The sequence below is a fragment of the Demequina ureilytica genome, assembly GCF_048553575.1.
GTDB lineage: Bacteria > Actinomycetota > Actinomycetes > Actinomycetales > Demequinaceae > Demequina.
In genome coordinates this window covers 481,135-497,389 of record NZ_JBLZIE010000001.1, presented here as the reverse complement: position 1 = coordinate 497,389, position 16,255 = coordinate 481,135, and the positions used below count along the sequence as shown (strand labels likewise).

Sequence of the window (16,255 nt, the reverse complement as noted above, 5' to 3'; positions counted from 1 at the left end):
CCCGTCGCTTACAAGCGCACGCTGAACCACAGCGCCGCGAGCACGTTGCGCACACTGCGGTAGCGCCGTCGAGGGGACGACGCCCCGATCCGGCCGAACACGCCTTCTGCACGAACGGCGGCTGGCTCGCGGCGCGGGTGCGCTCCCGCAGGAGCGTCGACGAGTTGCTGCGCTCCGTCGCACGCTCGTACCGCTTCGAGGGCGGCGGAGTCCGGGCGGCGGTACCGGCGCGGTTGCATGTCGTGACACAAAACGTCGAGAAGCGACTGTGCCTCGACATCGAGCGGCGGATGCTCGCCATTGTCGAAGGTCGGAAGCATCACGCGGGTGAGCGCGAGGGCCACCCGTTGCGGTTCGTCCTCGCGGGTCATTGCCCGTGCGACATCCGCAGTTCCCACACTGAAGGCCGGTATGCCATAGACGGCCGATGCGATCGCTAGGGCGGTCGAGGAGGAGCCGAGCACAGCGCCGGGTCGGGTGCGCTCGAACATCACCTCGGCCGGCTCCGGATCGGTGAGCACGCGGAAGCGGATCGACAGCCGAGCCGCTCGCTCCGCGAGTGCCCCGTGGTAGCCGGGGCGCGAGTTCGGGTGGGGCTTGAACGCCACGGCGGAGTATCCCGCCTCCGCCGCCGCCTCGATCATGGCCAGCTGGAGCGCATCCTGCTGCGCGGGGGTGAGGATGCCGAGATCCGCAAGGCGCTCGCCCAGGATCCACGCTTCTTCGAGGTCTTCGGCCGCCGGGGACCCGGCCATCGCGCCTATCGCCCGGCGTAGCGACTCCGTCGCCACGGGGACCGGCGTCGCCCCGACGTTCCCGAACATCCGGGGCGTCGTCCCGGGTACGAGATCCGCGTAGAAGACCCGCTCCACTCGAGCCGAGATGTCGCGGTTCACATGCGCCGGCGCGGGGCCGTACGTCGCAAGTCGATCGGCGACCACGTCGACCCGTGCTTGGGGGAACATCTGGGTGAAGGCAGCGGAGGGAAGGTGATCGAGCGACGGTACGACGACCCGGTCGACGGTCTCCACTGCTAGCTGGGCGATCCGTGCTCGGGCGCTGCGAGCGGGAGGGCCGTCAGCCGCCCAGCCCCGCGGGTGGAGTGGCGCGATGGCCTCGTTGAGGCTCACAACAGCGTCGAACCGGGAGGCGAGCGACGCGAATCCAGGGTGATCGGCAATGTCGGATGTGATCTCGGGAATCGCGGCATCGTTGATCGTGACGAGGATGCGGCGACCCGGGAGATGACCGTCGTCCACGGTCGCCGCGATCATCGCGCCCGCCAGGAGGTGAGGCACCAGCACCGCTGTTGTCATGAGGCTCGACCCCTCCTGACGAGTGCGCGAGCGACCATGCGTTGCGACAGAGAAAGCGTGCGGATGGCGTCATCCATGGTGCTGTGCGGGTAGGAGGCGAGCAGTGACGCCGAGCGGAGGAACAGCTCGGCCTGGAGCTCGGGAGAGAGCCGCGAGCGGCGAGTGACGTGGAAGGCGCAGATGCGTGCCGCGGCGTAGGCGGCCTTCGTGGTCCACTCGGCGCGTCCGGCGGGGACGACGAGGTCCCGGATCCTGGCGGAAGCGTCGAGGAAGTGCAGTGTCTGCGCGTTCCCCGCCTGCGTCAGCGCCCGCGGGTTGTGGTCCTTGCGGTAGAAGTACCCGTGCAGGTCGACCACGGCCGTGGATTTTGCCTTCATGTACAACCGCCAGAACCATGGGCGGTCCGCAGCCGTCCGAAGGCTCTCGTCGAACAGGAACAGGTCGCGCGGCAGGCGGGTCGTGTCGTAGATGCCGGCCCACAGAAACGGGTAGTCGACCATCGCATTGGAGCCGGCACGGCCGATGCCGGACGCTGCCTCGAGTGGAACGCCGCGGTGCTTCTCGGGTGCACGATCCAGCGTGCGCTGGTAGCCGTCGACGCGGACGTGATCGGTGCGGACGAAGTCCACCTCAAGGTCTTGAATGGCTCGTACGAGAGCCTCCAGGTGTCCATGTCCGTACCAGTCGTCAACATCGAGGTAGGTCAGGTAGCGACCATCGGCGACGTCCAGTGCAATGTTGCGTGACCGCGCCACGCCCACATTGGTGTCGTTGCGGACCACCGTGAGCGTGGGCATGCGCCTGACCGCCGCATCGAGGATGTGAGGGGTCGCATCGGTCGAGTGATCATCCACCACGATGAACTGGGTGCCGTCGTCACCGCTGCGCCTCATGACCTCGAGGCAGGTCGGCAGAAAGTCCTCGGCGTTGTACGTCGGGACGATCACGCTCACGGTATGCACGACGAACTCCTGAGGGATCGGATGACCGGCGAACCGGCCTGCACCATCTTAGGGTGACCGTGCCCCCCGGCCGGGTGAGGGGGGCGTGTGCACTGTCACGCTCGGCGCGCGAGCACGCTCGGCGCTCCGACGCGCTGATACGCTCGTATTCGGTTGCATCATTCTCGGAGGAACGCGTGCGTAAGGTCTCGAAGTTCATCGTCGTGGCTGCAGCGACCCTCATGGTGGGGCTCGCGGGAGCGCTCGCCGCGGCTCTCGGGTCGGTGCAGCTGGGAGTGCTCGCGGGCAATCTCACACTCGTCCTTCTTGCGATGATGCTGGTGATCATCGAGCGTCGTTCCGCCGCCGTCGAACGGCGGGTGCGGAGAAACGATGCCAAGTTCGACGCGCTGCAGAGGCGCGTGCTCGGTTCTCTGAAGGCTTCGCGCGTGGCCAACAAAGCCACGCTCGACATGATGCAGAGACGGGTCGTCGGTGCATTGGAGACGGCGCGCCTTGAAGCGGAGGACAGAGACCGCAGTGCGCGCGACGAGCGCTAGCGCGCGCCCCTCGTCGCGGATCGCCGTTCGGCGGCCGCGAGGGTGAAGCCGGGGCACCAGTACAGCGAAGAGGGATTCGACCCGAGGCATGGGAGAACGAAGTTGACAGTAGACATGGTGGTTCTGGGGCTCGGCTATGTGGGCCTGCCTCTCGCCCGCGAGGCGGTGCTCGCGGGGCTCACAGTCCGGGGCTTCGATCCCAACAGCGCCGTGGTCGATGGTCTCAACAGTGGTCGATCCCACGTCGACGACCTCAGCGATGACGACGTGGCGGAGATCGTCGCGGCGGGATTCAGCTCGACAGCGGACATCGAGAGCCTGCGAGGGGCGCGCAGCGCAGTGATCTGCGTCCCGACTCCACTGAGCAGCTCGGGCGGCCCCGACCTCTCGGCGGTTCTCGCCGCCACGAGGTCAGTTGCCGCCATCCTCGAACCGGGCATGCTCGTCGTGCTCGAGTCGACGACGTACCCGGGCACCACGGAAGGCCCCGTGCGCGAGGAGCTTGAGCGCACGGGACTCGTTGCTGGTCAGGACTTCCACCTGGCGTTCTCACCCGAGCGGATCGATCCGGGCAATGCGCAGTTCGGAATGAAGAACACCCCGAAGGTCGTGGGCGGCCTCGACAGCGCGTCGACGGACCGGGCCGCGGAGCTCTACTCGCGGTTCGTGGATACCGTGGTCAAGGCCAAGGGCACCCGCGAGGCTGAGACGGCCAAGCTCCTCGAGAACACCTACCGGCATGTCAACATCGCACTCGTCAACGAGATGGCGAAGTTCTGTCATGAGCTCGGCATCGACCTGTGGGACGTCATCGACCTGGCCAAGACCAAGCCCTTCGGCTTCCAGGCGTTCTATCCGGGACCCGGCGTCGGCGGCCACTGCATTCCTATCGATCCGAACTACCTGAGCCACCGCGTCAAGGAAGAGCTCGGCTATCCCTTCCGATTCGTGGAGCTCGCACAAGAGGTGAACCTGGCGATGCCGAGCTACGTCGCGCAGCGTGCTCAGGACCTCCTCAACGACGCCCAACTCGCGATCAACGGGGCATCGGTGCTGATCCTCGGGGTGACGTACAAGCCGAACATCGCCGATCAGCGCGAGTCTCCCGCGATTCCACTCGCCTCCTCGCTTGCCCGCAAGGGAGCGCGAGTGCAGTTCCACGACCCATATGTGGAGACGTGGAGGACAGCCGATGAGGACCTCCCTCGCGTGGAGGAGCTCGACACGGCGCTGGCCGCAGCTGACCTGGTGATCTTGGTGCAGAGCCACCGTGATTACGACGTCGACGCGCTCGCGGGAGCGTCGCGCATCTTTCTCGACACCCGGGGCGTGACGAGCACCGGGAGCAGCGCCCACCGTCTGTGATCAGTGGCGGGATGGGGCGCTGCCGTTTCCTCGGAGGGCAAGGCAGGCATGGAAGGGCGTGACGTCATGATGGACGTGTGGCTGCGGGATACGCGGTGGCGCGCCTCGAGTCCCGTGGCTCACGCGAAGGCGGTCGCCAAGGAGGCGCGCGGCACGCGCTCGCACCTCCTACGTGAGGCGGTGATGCGTGAGGCTCGCTTCGATGCCCACCCGGATGCATTGCACGAGTCTGGCGGCGATCCCGTCCTCGCCACGTGGCGCCTGGAGTCTGCACGGCTGACATTTGAGATCGATGCGGACGTCCAGCGCGACTTCCGTGCTCTCCAGCAGTTCGACGCCGCGTGCGCCGCGGATCCAGCGCTGCAGTACTCAAGCCACGTTGCGCAGGAGGCGGCGACCGTCCTGTGGAACCTCGGGGAGCACGAACGACTGGCACACGACCGGCGCATCTTCGACGCGCTGGACTCAGAAGAAACGGGCTACTTGGAGGCCGACCTCATCGGAGCCGCCCACGGTGTGGACTCCCCCGAGTGGCTCGCTCACGTGAACAGCCACCTTGGCGAGGTGTGGCAGCACACCCCGATGGCCTTTGCCGGCGACGGGGCGGACCTCTTCGACCGTCTTGAGGCGAGGAGCGAACGCGCGGTGACCGACGGCCCCCTGGTCTCCGTCATCATGCCGACCCATCGTCGCGGCCGCGAGATCGTCACGGCAGTGCGATCCATCCTCCGCCAGACCTGGAAGAACCTCGAGCTCGTGATCGTCGACGACGCGAGCGGACCCGAGTTCGACGCCCGGCTCGAGCAGGTCGCGGCGCTCGACTCGCGCGTGCGGCTGATCCGTCTGGATCGCAATGTCGGCGCTTACGGCGCGCGCAACGTCGCACTGGGGTCCGTAAGAGGCGAGTACGTGACATTCCAAGACGACGACGACTGGTCGCACCCCGAGCGGATCGAACGCCAGGTTCTGCCGCTCATCGGGGACTCGGGGCTGTGCTCGACCATCAGCCAAAGCGCTCGCGTGACGGATCACATGGTGTTCCGCTACCGGGGACAACGCATCCTCAGGCCCAACGCGTCGTCACTGATGTTCCGGTCAGCCGATCTGGGCGCGGTGGGCTTCTTCGACGCGACGCGCAAGGCCGGTGACACCGAGCATGCGATGCGCCTGGCCGCCATGACCGGCTGCACCCATGTCGATATCCCCGACGTGCTCGCGTTAGTCCGCCTCACCGGTGGTTCTCTTTCTCGGACCGACTTCGGGGTGGGTTGGCGCCACCCCTCCCGTTCCGAGTACCGCGAGGCGTTCGAGTACTTCCACGAGCGCCTGGCGACCGGACGCGCTCGGGTGCCGGGCGCCTCGGGGGCCCGGGTGTTCCCCGCTCCTCGACGGTTCCTGTCCGCAGAGCAGTTGAAGGACCGGCCCACTCGCTACGACGTGGTGGTGGCCCGGGACTGGCGCACGGTCGATCACGGAGGTGACCTCGCGGCAACGGTGCTGCGTTGCGCCAAGAACAGCGGCATGACCGTGGGGATCGTCCACATCCCGGACCCGCGCCAGCCGGGCACCTGGGCAACCCCCATTGCTCCCGAGCTTCGATCTCTGATTCACGACGGAGTGGTCGACCGTTTGCTCCTCACCGATGAGGTCGAGGTCGACTCGTTGCTGATCGAGGACCCGGCACTCCTGCAGGTCGCCGAGCGCAGTCGCTGGAGCATGGATGTCGAGCGGGTCGTCTTCGTCCCTGTCGACGTGCCAGTGGAGTCCGGAACGCCCTCGGCGTGGAGCGTGGACGCGGTGACGGCACTCGCGAACGAGGACGTCGGCACCGCACGCGTCGAATGGATCGGGGGGGACGACGCGTCGCGGCGCACGCGCCTCATGGCCAGCGCGCAGATCGGCCCGGTGCGTGATGGAGAAGGTCGCGCGGGGCGCCTCACTCCCCCTGCACTGCGCCCGGGTGGGTTGGTGGTGGGCACGGTCGGAGGGCTCCCGGATGTCGAGCCCGCTGTGGAATCGAGTGCGCTCGATGTGCGCGTGCTCATGGACCCCAAGGACGAGCAGCCGACGGACGGCGCATTCTCCACGAGCCTGGTCTACCGCAGGGGCGACATCGGATTCCGGGTTTTCATCAACCAGCTCGACTTCTACCTCCTCGGTGATCCCAAGGCGAGCGGCATCGCCTCGAGGGCGACGGCTGTGCGCGCGGCCGCCTTGGGGCGGGTGGTGATCGCCGACCCTGAGTGTGAACCCGACCTTGGGGCAGCGGCCCTCTACCGCCCGAGAGATCAGGTGGCCGGGGCCATTGCTGAACTGGCGGCGAACCGGGGTGCGTACGACGAACAGGTGGGGCGCGCTCAGACGTACCTGGCGAGCGCGAGCGACGACGTCGCTGTGCTGGCGTTGCTCGCCAGCACCGAGGAGACGTGGCGGGTCGGCCAGTCGTGAGCGCCAGCACCACTGGGGCGGCAGCCGCCGCGCGCTCCGCCCACGTCTGCGCCGCGACTAGCGTGAACGCACCGCGTCCTGAGTTGAAGAAGGCTCGCCGGTGACCGCGGCATCGGCGCTCGAAGCCGCGGAAGAGGGCACACGCACCGGTCAGCGCGCGGCGCGGTCGTTCCGCCCGGACATCGAAGGCCTGAGAGCTCTCGCCATCGGACTGGTGCTCGTCTACCACGCGGGCGTGACGTTCGTGCCGGGCGGATACGTCGGCGTGGACGTGTTCTTCGTGATCTCCGGCTTCCTGATCACGGGCATGCTGCTGCGAGAGTTCCGTGAGCACGGCCGCATCTCGCTGACGCGCTTCTATGCGCGCAGGGCGAAGCGCCTCCTTCCGGCCGCCACCCTCGCGCTCGGCGCCACCGCCGCTCTCACGTGGTGGCTGGCGCCGCCCCTACAGCGCGGCGTCTACGGCTACGACATGCTTGCGTCCGCGGTGTCCTTGGTGAACTGGCGGCTCGCGGACCGTTCCGTCGATTATCAGGCCGAGGGAATCGGAGCGTCCCCGGTCCAGCACTACTGGTCCCTGGCGGTCGAGGAGCAGTTCTACATCGTGTGGCCACTCGTGATCGTGGCTGCCGGCCTCGTGGCGGCCGTCCTTCGACTGCGCGCATCCACCATCGCGGTCGGTGCGCTCGCCGTGATCGTGGTGCTGTCCTTCGCGTGGTCGATCCACATGACGGCGGACGCCCCCGCCGAGGCCTTCTTCGTGACCACCACGCGGCTGTGGGAGCTGGGCATCGGCGGGCTCATGGCCGCCTCCCTCACGTTGTGGCGCCGCCTCCCCAGGAGCGCAGCGCTGGTCCTCGGGTGGGCGGGAATCGCGGCGGTGGTCGCCAGCGCGCTGATGTTCGACTCGTCGACAAGTTGGCCAGGAGCCGCGGCCTTGGTCCCCACCCTCGGAACCGCCGCCGTCATCGCGGCTGGCTCCGCCGAGCGCAGCGGTGCACCCGGACCGTTGTCGTGGAAGCCAGCAGTGTGGATCGGCGGCATCTCCTACTCGCTGTACCTGTGGCATTGGCCGCTGCTCGTCGCGGCTGGGTGGCACTGGGGTGAGATCGGGCAGAAGGCCGGCTTGGCTATCGTCACGCTGTCCGTCATCCCAGCCTGGCTGTCCTACAGGCTCGTCGAGAACCCGGTGCGCCGCGCCAAGGTTCTTGAGCGCATGCCCGTGCTAGCGCTGTCGCTGGGAGCGAACCTGGTGGCGGCGACCGTCGTGATCGCGTTGCTGCTCGCCGCCTCCCTGCCTCGATCGAGTCCCGCGCAGGCGGACGCTGCAGCAGAGGGGGGGACAGCTGGTTCCGAGTTCGGCGCCAGGACGCTGGACTACGACGGCGGGGCGGTGTCGGGGGTCGAGGCGTCCCAAGAAGTGGTGCCGTTCGTCCCCGACCTGGTCGCCGCACGGGAGGACTCCTCGGACGTCACCAAGGAGTGCCACGCAGACTTCGCCACGGTCGTACCGGAGCCCTGTGTCATGGGAGACCCCGACGGTCAGGCCCGCGTCTTCCTCGCGGGCGACTCGAAGGCCGCCCAGTGGGGCGATGTCGTCGAAGCCGTCTCGACGGAGCAAGGATGGGTGTTCGAGAGCGCCACCAAGAGCGCGTGCGGTTTCGCCGATGCGCTGCGCGACGACGCAGACGGGCGTCCCTACACGGCCTGCCCCGAGTTCAACGCGAACCTCATGGAGCTGCTGCTTGCGGATCCGCCCGATGCGGTGGTCGTCTCGCAGCGCCACAGCCAGGCCTTCGACGAGGAGGGCGAGCTCTCGGGCGACGTGATGGTGGACGCCCTGGCCGATTACTGGAGCACCCTCGAGGACGCAGGCATCGACGTGATCGTGCTATTGGACAATCCGTCGCCAAGTGACCTGGTCGGGGGCGACGACTCTGGAGTCTTGGATTGCCTCGCGGTACACATGGAAGACCCGTGGCTCTGTGCGTTCCCCCTCGAATCGGGCACCAAGTCGAGCGGCGCAGTCGCTCAGCGGGCCGCGGCGGAGCGCGTGCCGGGAGTGGATGTGATCGACATGTCCGACACCTTGTGCAACACGGAGGTCTGTCCTCCGGTGATCGGCGGCGTGCTGGTCTACCGGCAGGGATCCCACGTGACCAACACATACACGATGACCACCCAGCACGTCCTCGCGGATCGGCTCGCTCCGATAGTGAGCGGGCTCGACCAGTAGCTGGCGGGGTCCGGGTCAGCGCCGGGAAGTCTTCTTGGCCGCTGCCCTGAACACGTCCGCATACATCGCCGACGTGGCTTCGCGGTCCCGACCGTCGAGGGACGGGCCGTCGGGCGGCGTGTCGGTCCGGACGCTGCTCAGTACCTCGGCTGCGACGGCCGGGTCGAGAGGTGCAGTAGAGCGGTGCACCCATTCCGCGCCGACGCTGTCGGCGACGCTCCTCATCAGCGGGCTATCAGGCACGAGGACGGGACGGTCGAGCGACAGTGCGAGGAAGACCATGTGCAGGTCGTCAAGCTCGCCGGCGTTCGGCAGTACCACGAGCTCCGACGCCGAGATCTCCATGACCATGGCACCGTCGGAGACCCGCTCGATCCGTGTCGAGACGGAGTCCTTCCCCGTCTCCGCAAACTCGCGCAGACGTGCCGCGCGCGCCGGGCCGGCCGACCCCACCACGCGCAGGGTCGTCTCGCGGACGTCGCCTTCGACGTAGTCCCTTACGAAGCGCTCGACGCTCGTGTGGAGATGCGCGGCGATGCACAGCAACCGGCCCGGGACCTGGGGGCTGCGGGGGTACCCGACGAACCTCTCCCGGTAGTGCCCGTAAGGGATCAGGGTCCCGGAGGCGCCGTTCGGAACCTTGGTCGAGGGGTCGACGATCACGAACTCGGTCGTCACGCGGTTGAGGATCCAGTTGGCAAGGCGTGCGGAACGCCCTCCCGCGTCGTTCGCATCGGCGCCGTGCCACGTGCGCACCAGCGCGATCCCGTTGCTACGGATCCGCGCAGCGAAGGCGAGGGCGACGGCGACCCGCTTCTTGCCGCTTCTTGCGCGCGCCCCACCCAATGCACTGAGCCGGTGGAGGTGGACCACGTCCACGTCGGTGGCGCGAGGCAGGCCCGAGAAGGCCTCGAAGATGACGTCGTTCTGGTCTTCGCCGACGATCTGGTCGACGTATCCGACGCTCGGCGACATGAGACGTTGGGACACCAACACTCGAGTGGGCGCATGGGAGTGAGCGAGCGGCGGGTCGTTTTTCACCACGTCACTATAGCCGCGCGGACTCTCTCGGCCCCGATCACGGTCCCGTAGACTCCCCCACTATGCATTCCCACTCCACGCAGGACGTGTTCGTCAACCTGGGGGGCCAGGACGACAACCTTGGCGACTCGGTTCTGCGCGCCGCCTACTTCGAGGCCGCTCGCGGCGAAGGCCGTAGTTTCCACGTCCTGCTCGAGGGAAGGTCGAGCGACTACGTGACCGGCCTGCCACTCGATCCGGCTGACACGATCTACACCACCAGAGCGGCCTGGGTCCGTGCGAGCACCGAGGCGACGCGGCCGGTTCACCTGTTCGAGGCAGGTGAGATCAACCCGCGCAGCGCTGTCTATCCCGCCGAGAGCCGGTCCGCGCCGCTGCGACACGCTATCGATAGCGGGGGGGCCGTGATCGTCGCTGGGCTCGGCCTCAAGACGCCCGCGCAGTCCAGCCCCTCGCAGTTCGACCAGGTGCTCCGCGACGCCGCGGTGGTCTCGTGGCGCGATGCCGGGTCGCGGGACGCGGCGGGGTTCGGCGGCGTAGCCCCCGACTGGGCGTTCTCCTACGGCCCTCACACCACGGAGTGGTCCAACCCGGACTCCCGGCCGCTGCTGGCCGTGACTCTTCGCTTCGACAGGCCGTGGCCAGACGACTCGTGGCTCGAGGCCGTACGCGCTCTCGCTGCGCAGACGTCCACCCGCGTGGTCACCGTGGCGCAGGTCGCGAGGGACGCACCCCGGGCCGTGCGCGTCGCGGAAGCCCTGGGAGGCGAGTACCTCATCGCACCGAGCACCCGTCATAGCGACCTCGATGCCCACGTCCGGAGCGTCTTCGGGCAGTCGCTCGCGATCATCTCCGACCGTGCTCACGGGCTAATCATCGGCGCGACTGAGGGCGCGTACCCGATCGGCTCGGCTGCCGACCCGCAGAAGATCAGTCGGCTCCTCGCGGCTGCCGGGCTCAGCGATCTGGTGGGCTCGTATGACCAACTTGCCGAGTTCGGCACCGCGCTCGAGAGCAAGCTGCCTGGCCTGGCTCCGGCGATCGACAGCGCTCGCTCCGAAGTGGCCGACCTGGGCGCGCGCATCCAGACGGCCATGCGTGCCGTCGCCTAGTACCGCTGCACCATCGCCTTAACGGAGGCCCCATGTCATCACCGACCGACGTCTCGATCGTCATCCCCGTCCATAACGACGAGGAGTGGATTGCGACCGCCCTGGACAGTTGCCTCCGTCAGAGCCTCGAACGCGTCGAGGTGATCTGCGTCGATGATGCCTCGACAGACGGCACCGCCGAGGTCATCGAGCGCTACCAGGCCCGCGACCCTCGCATTCGTCTGATCCGGATGGAGAGCAACGTCTCCGCCCTGCAGTGTCGGAGGGCCGGGGTCGACGCCGCCGCTTCCGACTACATCCTCATGCTCGACGGGGACGACGAGCTCGCCCCGAACGCGGCCGAGCGTTCCCTTGCGAAGGCTCGCTCGAGCGATGCGGACCTCGTCGGCTTCGGCATCGACGTGATCAACCCGGACGGTCGTCCTGTGGGGGGCTACCAGGCGCGACTGCAGCCTGTGCACGCGCTGCTCGAAGGGGAGGGCGTTCTGCAGGGCCTGTTCCCCGTCGGCAGGCCCGCGCAGGGACAGTTGTGGCGCTACCTCTTCAAGACCGCCGTGCTGCGCGAGGCGTATGGCATGATCCCTGCGGATCTAATCCTGCGCAGGGTCAACGATCTCCCGTTGACGTTCCTCGCGGCGGCGCTCGCGCGCCGCTACGTCTCGATCCCCGATCACCTCTACCGGTACCACTTCCGTCGAGGCGGAAGTGGCCATGCCGTCGAGGAGCTCTCACAGTTCGAGTTCTACCTAGGCGCCATCGATTCCGTCGACAGCATCGCTCCTGCCGTGGACTCGATCGCCCGGCAGAGGACGGACAGCGCGCCGCTGCGCGCAAGCTTCGAGTCCGCACGCCTGTCGCTGGTAGGCAATGTGCTGGGGTATCTGAAGAACAGTGTGACGGGCACACTGCGTGCCGACTGCCTGGCATTGCTGCACACGCGCGTCTCCGAGCGCGACGTGGCGATGGCCGCAGCCACCTACTTCAAGGACGGCCTCGAGGTGCTTGCGGCGCACGGCACGCGTCTCGCGGTCGGGGAGCGGACAGTGCGCAGCGTGCTGCTCGTCACGGCAACCCTGACCACTGGCGGGGTGTCGGGCGTGCTGCTGTCTCAGGCGCGGTACCTGCTCGATGCGGGCGTCCAGGTGACCATTGCGGCTCGCCGTGCCGGCAGTGACCTCGAGGGACTTCCCGCGGGTGCGACGTTCGTCGAGGTGAGCGGCGAGGACCTGCCCTCCCGCATGACGGCGTGGGCGAACATCTGCGAGACCGAGTCCATCGACCTCGTGATCGATCACCAGGTGCTGTACAGCAGGGATTGGCCCGCCTACGCGCTGATTGCCAAGGCCATTGGCGTGCCCACCATCGGGTGGATCCACAACTTTGCGCTGCGGCCGGTGTACGACAACAATGCGCTGCTGACCTTCCTCACGACGCACCTCAACGTGCTGGCCACGCTCGTCACGCTGTCCCCGCTCGACGTGGCGTTCTGGAAGCTGCGTGGCGTCGCCCACTCCGTCTACCTGCCCAATCCCCCGTCCCCGATGCTCCTGGAGTCCGCCGGCATCGACGCGCCTAGGCGTGCCCCCGAGGGCAAGGTCGAACTGGTGTGGGTAGGCAGGCTCGACCAGCACACCAAGCAGGTGCGCCAGCTCGTCGACGTCGCCGCCGAGCTCAAGCGCCTGTCAGTGCCCTTCCACCTCAGCGTCATCGGCCCCGAGTGGGCTGGCCTCACCGTCGAGACGTTCGCCGCGGAGGTCGCGGACCGCGGACTGTCGGAGCACGTGACGGTGGTCGGCCCCCTCCGGGGCGAGACGCTCATCCGCGCGATCGACGCCGCAGACGTGTTCGTGTCGACCAGCATCATCGAGGGCTACCAGCTGACATTGGCGGAGGCGCAGGCCAGAGGACTGCCCGTGGCCATGTACGAGCTTCCGTGGCTCACGTTGGTGCAGGACAACGAGGGCATGATCTCCGTACCGCAGGGAGACGCGGTGGCGCTTGCACGTCAGATCGTCGCGCTGAGCGAGGACTCCGAGCGCTACGTCCAACTGTCGAAGGCGTCGCTCGCGGCCGCCGAGCGGGCCCGTTCGTACGACTTCTCTCAGTTGTATCGGCAGCTCGTCGAGGGCACGTTGCCGCCCGAGTTCTCGCCCGAGCCGACGCTCGCCGACGCTCAGCAACTGCTTGACCTCACCATCTTCTTCGCCGAGCGCAACGCCAAGCGCTCACGCAAGCCGAAGGCACGTGCGAAGAGCTCGTTGGCGCGGCGGGTCGTACGCGCCGTGCCCGGGCTCGAGCCGATCGCACGCCGGGTGAGGAGCGCTCTGCCCTAGTAGACGCCGCTCGCGGCCGTCGGGACACGGCCGACTTGAGTCATACTGACCCTGAAAGGGGTGTCAATGCTCAAGCAGTACCTCGCGCGGGCCGCACAGTACCTGCCCGTGACCGGTCGGCGCGCCGGCTCGCTCGCAAGGAAGCAACGGCTGCTGGCCGAGAAGCAGCACCGCGAGGTCATGGCCGGTCACGAGGCGCTCCGGTCCCAGCTTGTCCGCCTGGAGGAGGAGCTTCTCCCGCACGGCAAAGGCGCACGGGGTGGAGTGAGGCAGACGCTGGACGAGCTGGCCAGCGCAGTGGACGAGGTGGGCCGCAGCTCACGCTCTGCGGGGCGGACGGCACTCGAGTCCGTCTGGGCCGCCGTCTACCGCGATACCACCGACCGGAGCGACTGGCTCACCGACCAGACCGTCTCGCCCGGACGCTGGGCGGTGGGCTATCCATTCCTCTACGTCTTGTATCGCGTGCTCGATGAGGCGCGACCCACGTCGATTCTCGAGCTCGGACTGGGACAGTCGACCAAGGTGACGGCGCAATACGCGGCACACGCCACAGCAGTGGACCACACCGTCGTCGAGCACGACCCGGAGTGGATCTCGACCTTCGCCGCGAACTTCGCTGTTCCGAGTACCACCCGCATCCGCTCGCTCGACCTCACCACGGTGGAGCTGGACGACGGCAACACTGCGCTGAGGTACGACGGCTTCGCCCAGGCCGTCGGTGAGGCGACGTACGACCTCATCGTGATTGACGGACCGTTCGGCGGCGGGGCGGAACGCGCCCGCATCGACGTGTTGGACCTCATTCCGCAATCGCTCGCGGAGCGGTTCATCATCATCCTCGACGACTACAACCGTCCGGGTGAGAAGCGCACCGCGACCGCGATCGTGAAGGCCCTCGATGCCGCCGGCATCGCGCACAAGACCACCAAGTACTCGGGCGAGAAGGACCTGTGGGTCGCCACCTCCCCTGATTTGAAATTCTTCACCTCGCTCTGAGCCCGCGCAAGACTCCGGGCGAGGGGGCGGACGAGCCGGGAGCCCATGAGAAAGCTGTCACGCGCCAGCCGGCTGGCCCGCGTGCTGGCAGACTTGCCCCATGTCCTCCACGTCCCCGAGAGATTCCCGCGTGGTCGCGGTGGTGGTCTCGTACAACCGCCGTGATCTGCTGCGCGAGGCGCTCGCCGCGATCGGCAACCAGACGGTCGCCTGTACGCTCGTGGTGGTCGACAACGGCTCCACGGATGGCTCTGCCGACGTGGCACGCGAGGCCGCACCGGGCGCGGACGTTCTCGAGTTGGCGGCCAACACCGGCGGCGCCGGGGGCTTCGCTGTCGGCCTGCGACGCGCCCTCGAAAGCCACGCTGCGGACTGGGTGTGGCTCATGGATGACGACACCATCCCCGAGCCGACCGCCCTCGAGGAGCTGCTGAACGCCGCGACCGCGACGGGTGCGGCGATCGCCGGCTCGCGCGTGGTGTGGTTCGACGGCTCTGAGCACCCGATGAACACGCCACGCCCGCGCCCGCTCGACAGCCGCGCACGCCGCGACGCGGCGGCAGCACAGGGTTGCCTGAGCGTGCGGTCGTCCTCGTTCGTCTCGATGCTGGTGGCGGCCGATGCGGTGGCGGAGGAGGGCTTTCCCGTCGCCGACTACTTCATCTGGAACGACGACTTCGAGTTCTCGACCCGCGTGCTGCGCTCGCGGCTCGGGCTCCACGTCCCCGCGAGCGTGGTGGTCCACAAGACCGTCAAGCTGGGAGCCACCGACGTCGACCCCGGCGAGCGCTTCTACTACGAGGTGCGCAACAAGGTGTGGATGCTCCGCCGATCCCGCTCCCTGGGTGCGGTCGAGAAGGCCCTGTATGGCGCATCGTCCCTCGCGCGCTGGGGCCGCACGTACGCGCGGTCAGAGGACAGGACGGTGCTGCGATCCGCGGGCGCGCGTGGCTGGCGGGACGGCTGGCGGACGGATCCGCGTCCCAATGACGAGGTGCTGGCCGGCGTGACCGGTTCCGGACAGACGGACGGGACGTCCGATGACTAACGACCGCTTCACGCTGCTGCTGCCGTTCTACAAGGGGGACCGGGCCGAGTTCCTCCGCGATGCCTTCCGCACGAGCGTCGACGAGCAGACCCGCCCGCCCAACGAGGTGGTGCTGGTCCGCGACGGGCCCGTGGGCGCGGACCTGGACGATGCCGTCGCCGACATCGGCCGGACCGCGAGCGTGCCCCTTCGCCGCATCGAACTCGACGACAACGACGGGCTGGCGAATGCGCTGACCGTGGGGCTCGACGCCTCTGCTCACGACATCGTGGCCCGCATGGACGCGGACGACCTGTCGTTCCCGGAGCGGTTCGCGCGCCAACTCGACTTGCTGTCGCAGGGGCTCGACCTGGTGGGCTCTGGCCTCGTGGAGTTTCACGGCGACCTGCGCCAGACCATGCGCGAACGCGTCCCCCCGGCGGGCGGCGCCATTCGGGACTACGCGCGGTTCCGCTCGCCGTTCAACCACCCGACGGTGGTCTACCGCCGGGCGGCCGTGCGCGCCGCAGGCGGCTACCTGCCCATGGGCCAGATGGAGGACTACTGGTTGTGGGTGCGCATGCTCGACGCGGGCACGCGCGCCGACAACATCACCGAGCCGCTGCTCGGCTACCGCGTCGATTCGGGGGCCTATGCACGCAGGGGCGGCGTCCGACAGCTCGAGGCGGAGATCCGGCTGCAGCGGGGGATGCGGCGGCTGGGCTTCACGAGCCGCAGGCAGTTCGTGCGCAACGTCGCGATCCGCGGCACGTATCGCCTGGTGCCCACCGGCCTGCGGCGCCGTTCGTATCAACTGCTCACGCGCCGAGCGTCCCCCACGGGCGGCGCCTGACGCCCTGCGAGGCCGCCGCAGGCG

Annotated in this window: 12 protein-coding genes; 9 read left to right on the top strand and 3 right to left on the bottom strand. The window is 68.2% G+C overall.

The features are described from left to right. Positions 1-8: 8 nt before the first annotated feature. Both ACNI3K_RS02220 and ACNI3K_RS02215 read right to left on the bottom strand, forming a co-directional pair. Positions 9-1,316, bottom strand: coding sequence for a polysialyltransferase family glycosyltransferase (locus ACNI3K_RS02220; protein WP_419390226.1), 1,308 nt, complete (start codon positions 1,314-1,316; stop codon positions 9-11). Continuing rightward, positions 1,313-2,278, bottom strand: a complete 966-nt coding sequence (locus tag ACNI3K_RS02215; RefSeq protein ID WP_419390225.1) for a glycosyltransferase family 2 protein — start codon at positions 2,276-2,278, stop codon at positions 1,313-1,315. Before ACNI3K_RS02215 ends, ACNI3K_RS02220 begins: the two co-directional genes overlap by 4 nt. 53 nt (positions 2,279-2,331) lie before the next feature. Between ACNI3K_RS02215 and ACNI3K_RS02210 the strand changes: the two genes are divergently transcribed. The 4 genes from ACNI3K_RS02210 to ACNI3K_RS02195 all read left to right on the top strand — a co-directional run bounded on the left by ACNI3K_RS02210 (position 2,332) and on the right by ACNI3K_RS02195 (position 8,866). Beyond that, positions 2,332-2,817 carry a hypothetical protein gene (locus ACNI3K_RS02210; protein WP_419390224.1) on the top strand — a complete coding sequence of 162 codons (486 nt, stop codon included), beginning with the start codon at positions 2,332-2,334 and terminating at the stop codon, positions 2,815-2,817. A 102-nt stretch (positions 2,818-2,919) separates the two neighbouring features. Further along, complete coding sequence (locus ACNI3K_RS02205; protein ID WP_419390223.1) at positions 2,920-4,182, top strand: nucleotide sugar dehydrogenase; 1,263 nt, start codon at positions 2,920-2,922, stop codon at positions 4,180-4,182. A 66-nt stretch (positions 4,183-4,248) separates the two neighbouring features. Next, a complete protein-coding gene (locus tag ACNI3K_RS02200; protein ID WP_419390222.1) occupies positions 4,249-6,630 on the top strand; it encodes a glycosyltransferase family 2 protein in 2,382 nt (793 codons plus the stop codon). A 100-nt stretch (positions 6,631-6,730) separates the two neighbouring features. Further along, complete coding sequence (locus ACNI3K_RS02195; RefSeq protein ID WP_419390221.1) at positions 6,731-8,866, top strand: acyltransferase family protein; 2,136 nt, start codon at positions 6,731-6,733, stop codon at positions 8,864-8,866. A gap of 15 nt (positions 8,867-8,881) precedes the next feature. Here ACNI3K_RS02195 and ACNI3K_RS02190 read toward each other — a convergent pair whose 3' ends face one another. Next, complete coding sequence (locus tag ACNI3K_RS02190) at positions 8,882-9,907, bottom strand: glycosyltransferase family protein (protein WP_419390220.1); 1,026 nt, start codon at positions 9,905-9,907, stop codon at positions 8,882-8,884. 62 nt (positions 9,908-9,969) lie between these two features. Between ACNI3K_RS02190 and ACNI3K_RS02185 the strand changes: the two genes are divergently transcribed. From ACNI3K_RS02185 to ACNI3K_RS02165, 5 genes are all read left to right on the top strand, one after another. Then, positions 9,970-11,019, top strand: coding sequence for a hypothetical protein (locus ACNI3K_RS02185; protein WP_419390219.1), 1,050 nt, complete (start codon positions 9,970-9,972; stop codon positions 11,017-11,019). Positions 11,020-11,051: 32 nt separating this feature from the next. Next, positions 11,052-13,352, top strand: coding sequence for a glycosyltransferase (locus tag ACNI3K_RS02180; protein ID WP_419390218.1), 2,301 nt, complete (start codon positions 11,052-11,054; stop codon positions 13,350-13,352). Between the two features lie 66 nt (positions 13,353-13,418). Beyond that, on the top strand, positions 13,419-14,351 hold the full coding sequence (locus ACNI3K_RS02175; RefSeq protein ID WP_419390217.1) for a class I SAM-dependent methyltransferase: 933 nt from the start codon (positions 13,419-13,421) through the stop codon (positions 14,349-14,351). A gap of 100 nt (positions 14,352-14,451) precedes the next feature. Beyond that, positions 14,452-15,399, top strand: coding sequence for a glycosyltransferase family 2 protein (locus ACNI3K_RS02170; RefSeq protein WP_419390216.1), 948 nt, complete (start codon positions 14,452-14,454; stop codon positions 15,397-15,399). After that, on the top strand, positions 15,392-16,231 hold the full coding sequence (locus ACNI3K_RS02165) for a glycosyltransferase (RefSeq protein WP_419390215.1): 840 nt from the start codon (positions 15,392-15,394) through the stop codon (positions 16,229-16,231). The genes ACNI3K_RS02170 and ACNI3K_RS02165 overlap by 8 nt, the downstream gene beginning before the upstream one ends. The last annotated feature ends 24 nt before the right edge of the window (positions 16,232-16,255 follow it).

Excerpts from the sequence above, each read along its gene's own strand:
- ACNI3K_RS02220 (WP_419390226.1), bottom strand. The coding sequence starts at position 1,316 with ATGACAACAGCGGTGCTGGTGCCTCACCTCCTGGCGGGCGCGATGATC.
- ACNI3K_RS02200 (WP_419390222.1), top strand. The coding sequence starts at position 4,249 with ATGATGGACGTGTGGCTGCGGGATACGCGGTGGCGCGCCTCGAGTCCC.
- ACNI3K_RS02185 (WP_419390219.1), top strand. The coding sequence starts at position 9,970 with ATGCATTCCCACTCCACGCAGGACGTGTTCGTCAACCTGGGGGGCCAG.
- ACNI3K_RS02180 (WP_419390218.1), top strand. The coding sequence starts at position 11,052 with ATGTCATCACCGACCGACGTCTCGATCGTCATCCCCGTCCATAACGAC.
- ACNI3K_RS02175 (WP_419390217.1), top strand. The coding sequence starts at position 13,419 with ATGCTCAAGCAGTACCTCGCGCGGGCCGCACAGTACCTGCCCGTGACC.
- ACNI3K_RS02170 (WP_419390216.1), top strand. The coding sequence starts at position 14,452 with ATGTCCTCCACGTCCCCGAGAGATTCCCGCGTGGTCGCGGTGGTGGTC.
- ACNI3K_RS02165 (WP_419390215.1), top strand. The coding sequence starts at position 15,392 with ATGACTAACGACCGCTTCACGCTGCTGCTGCCGTTCTACAAGGGGGAC.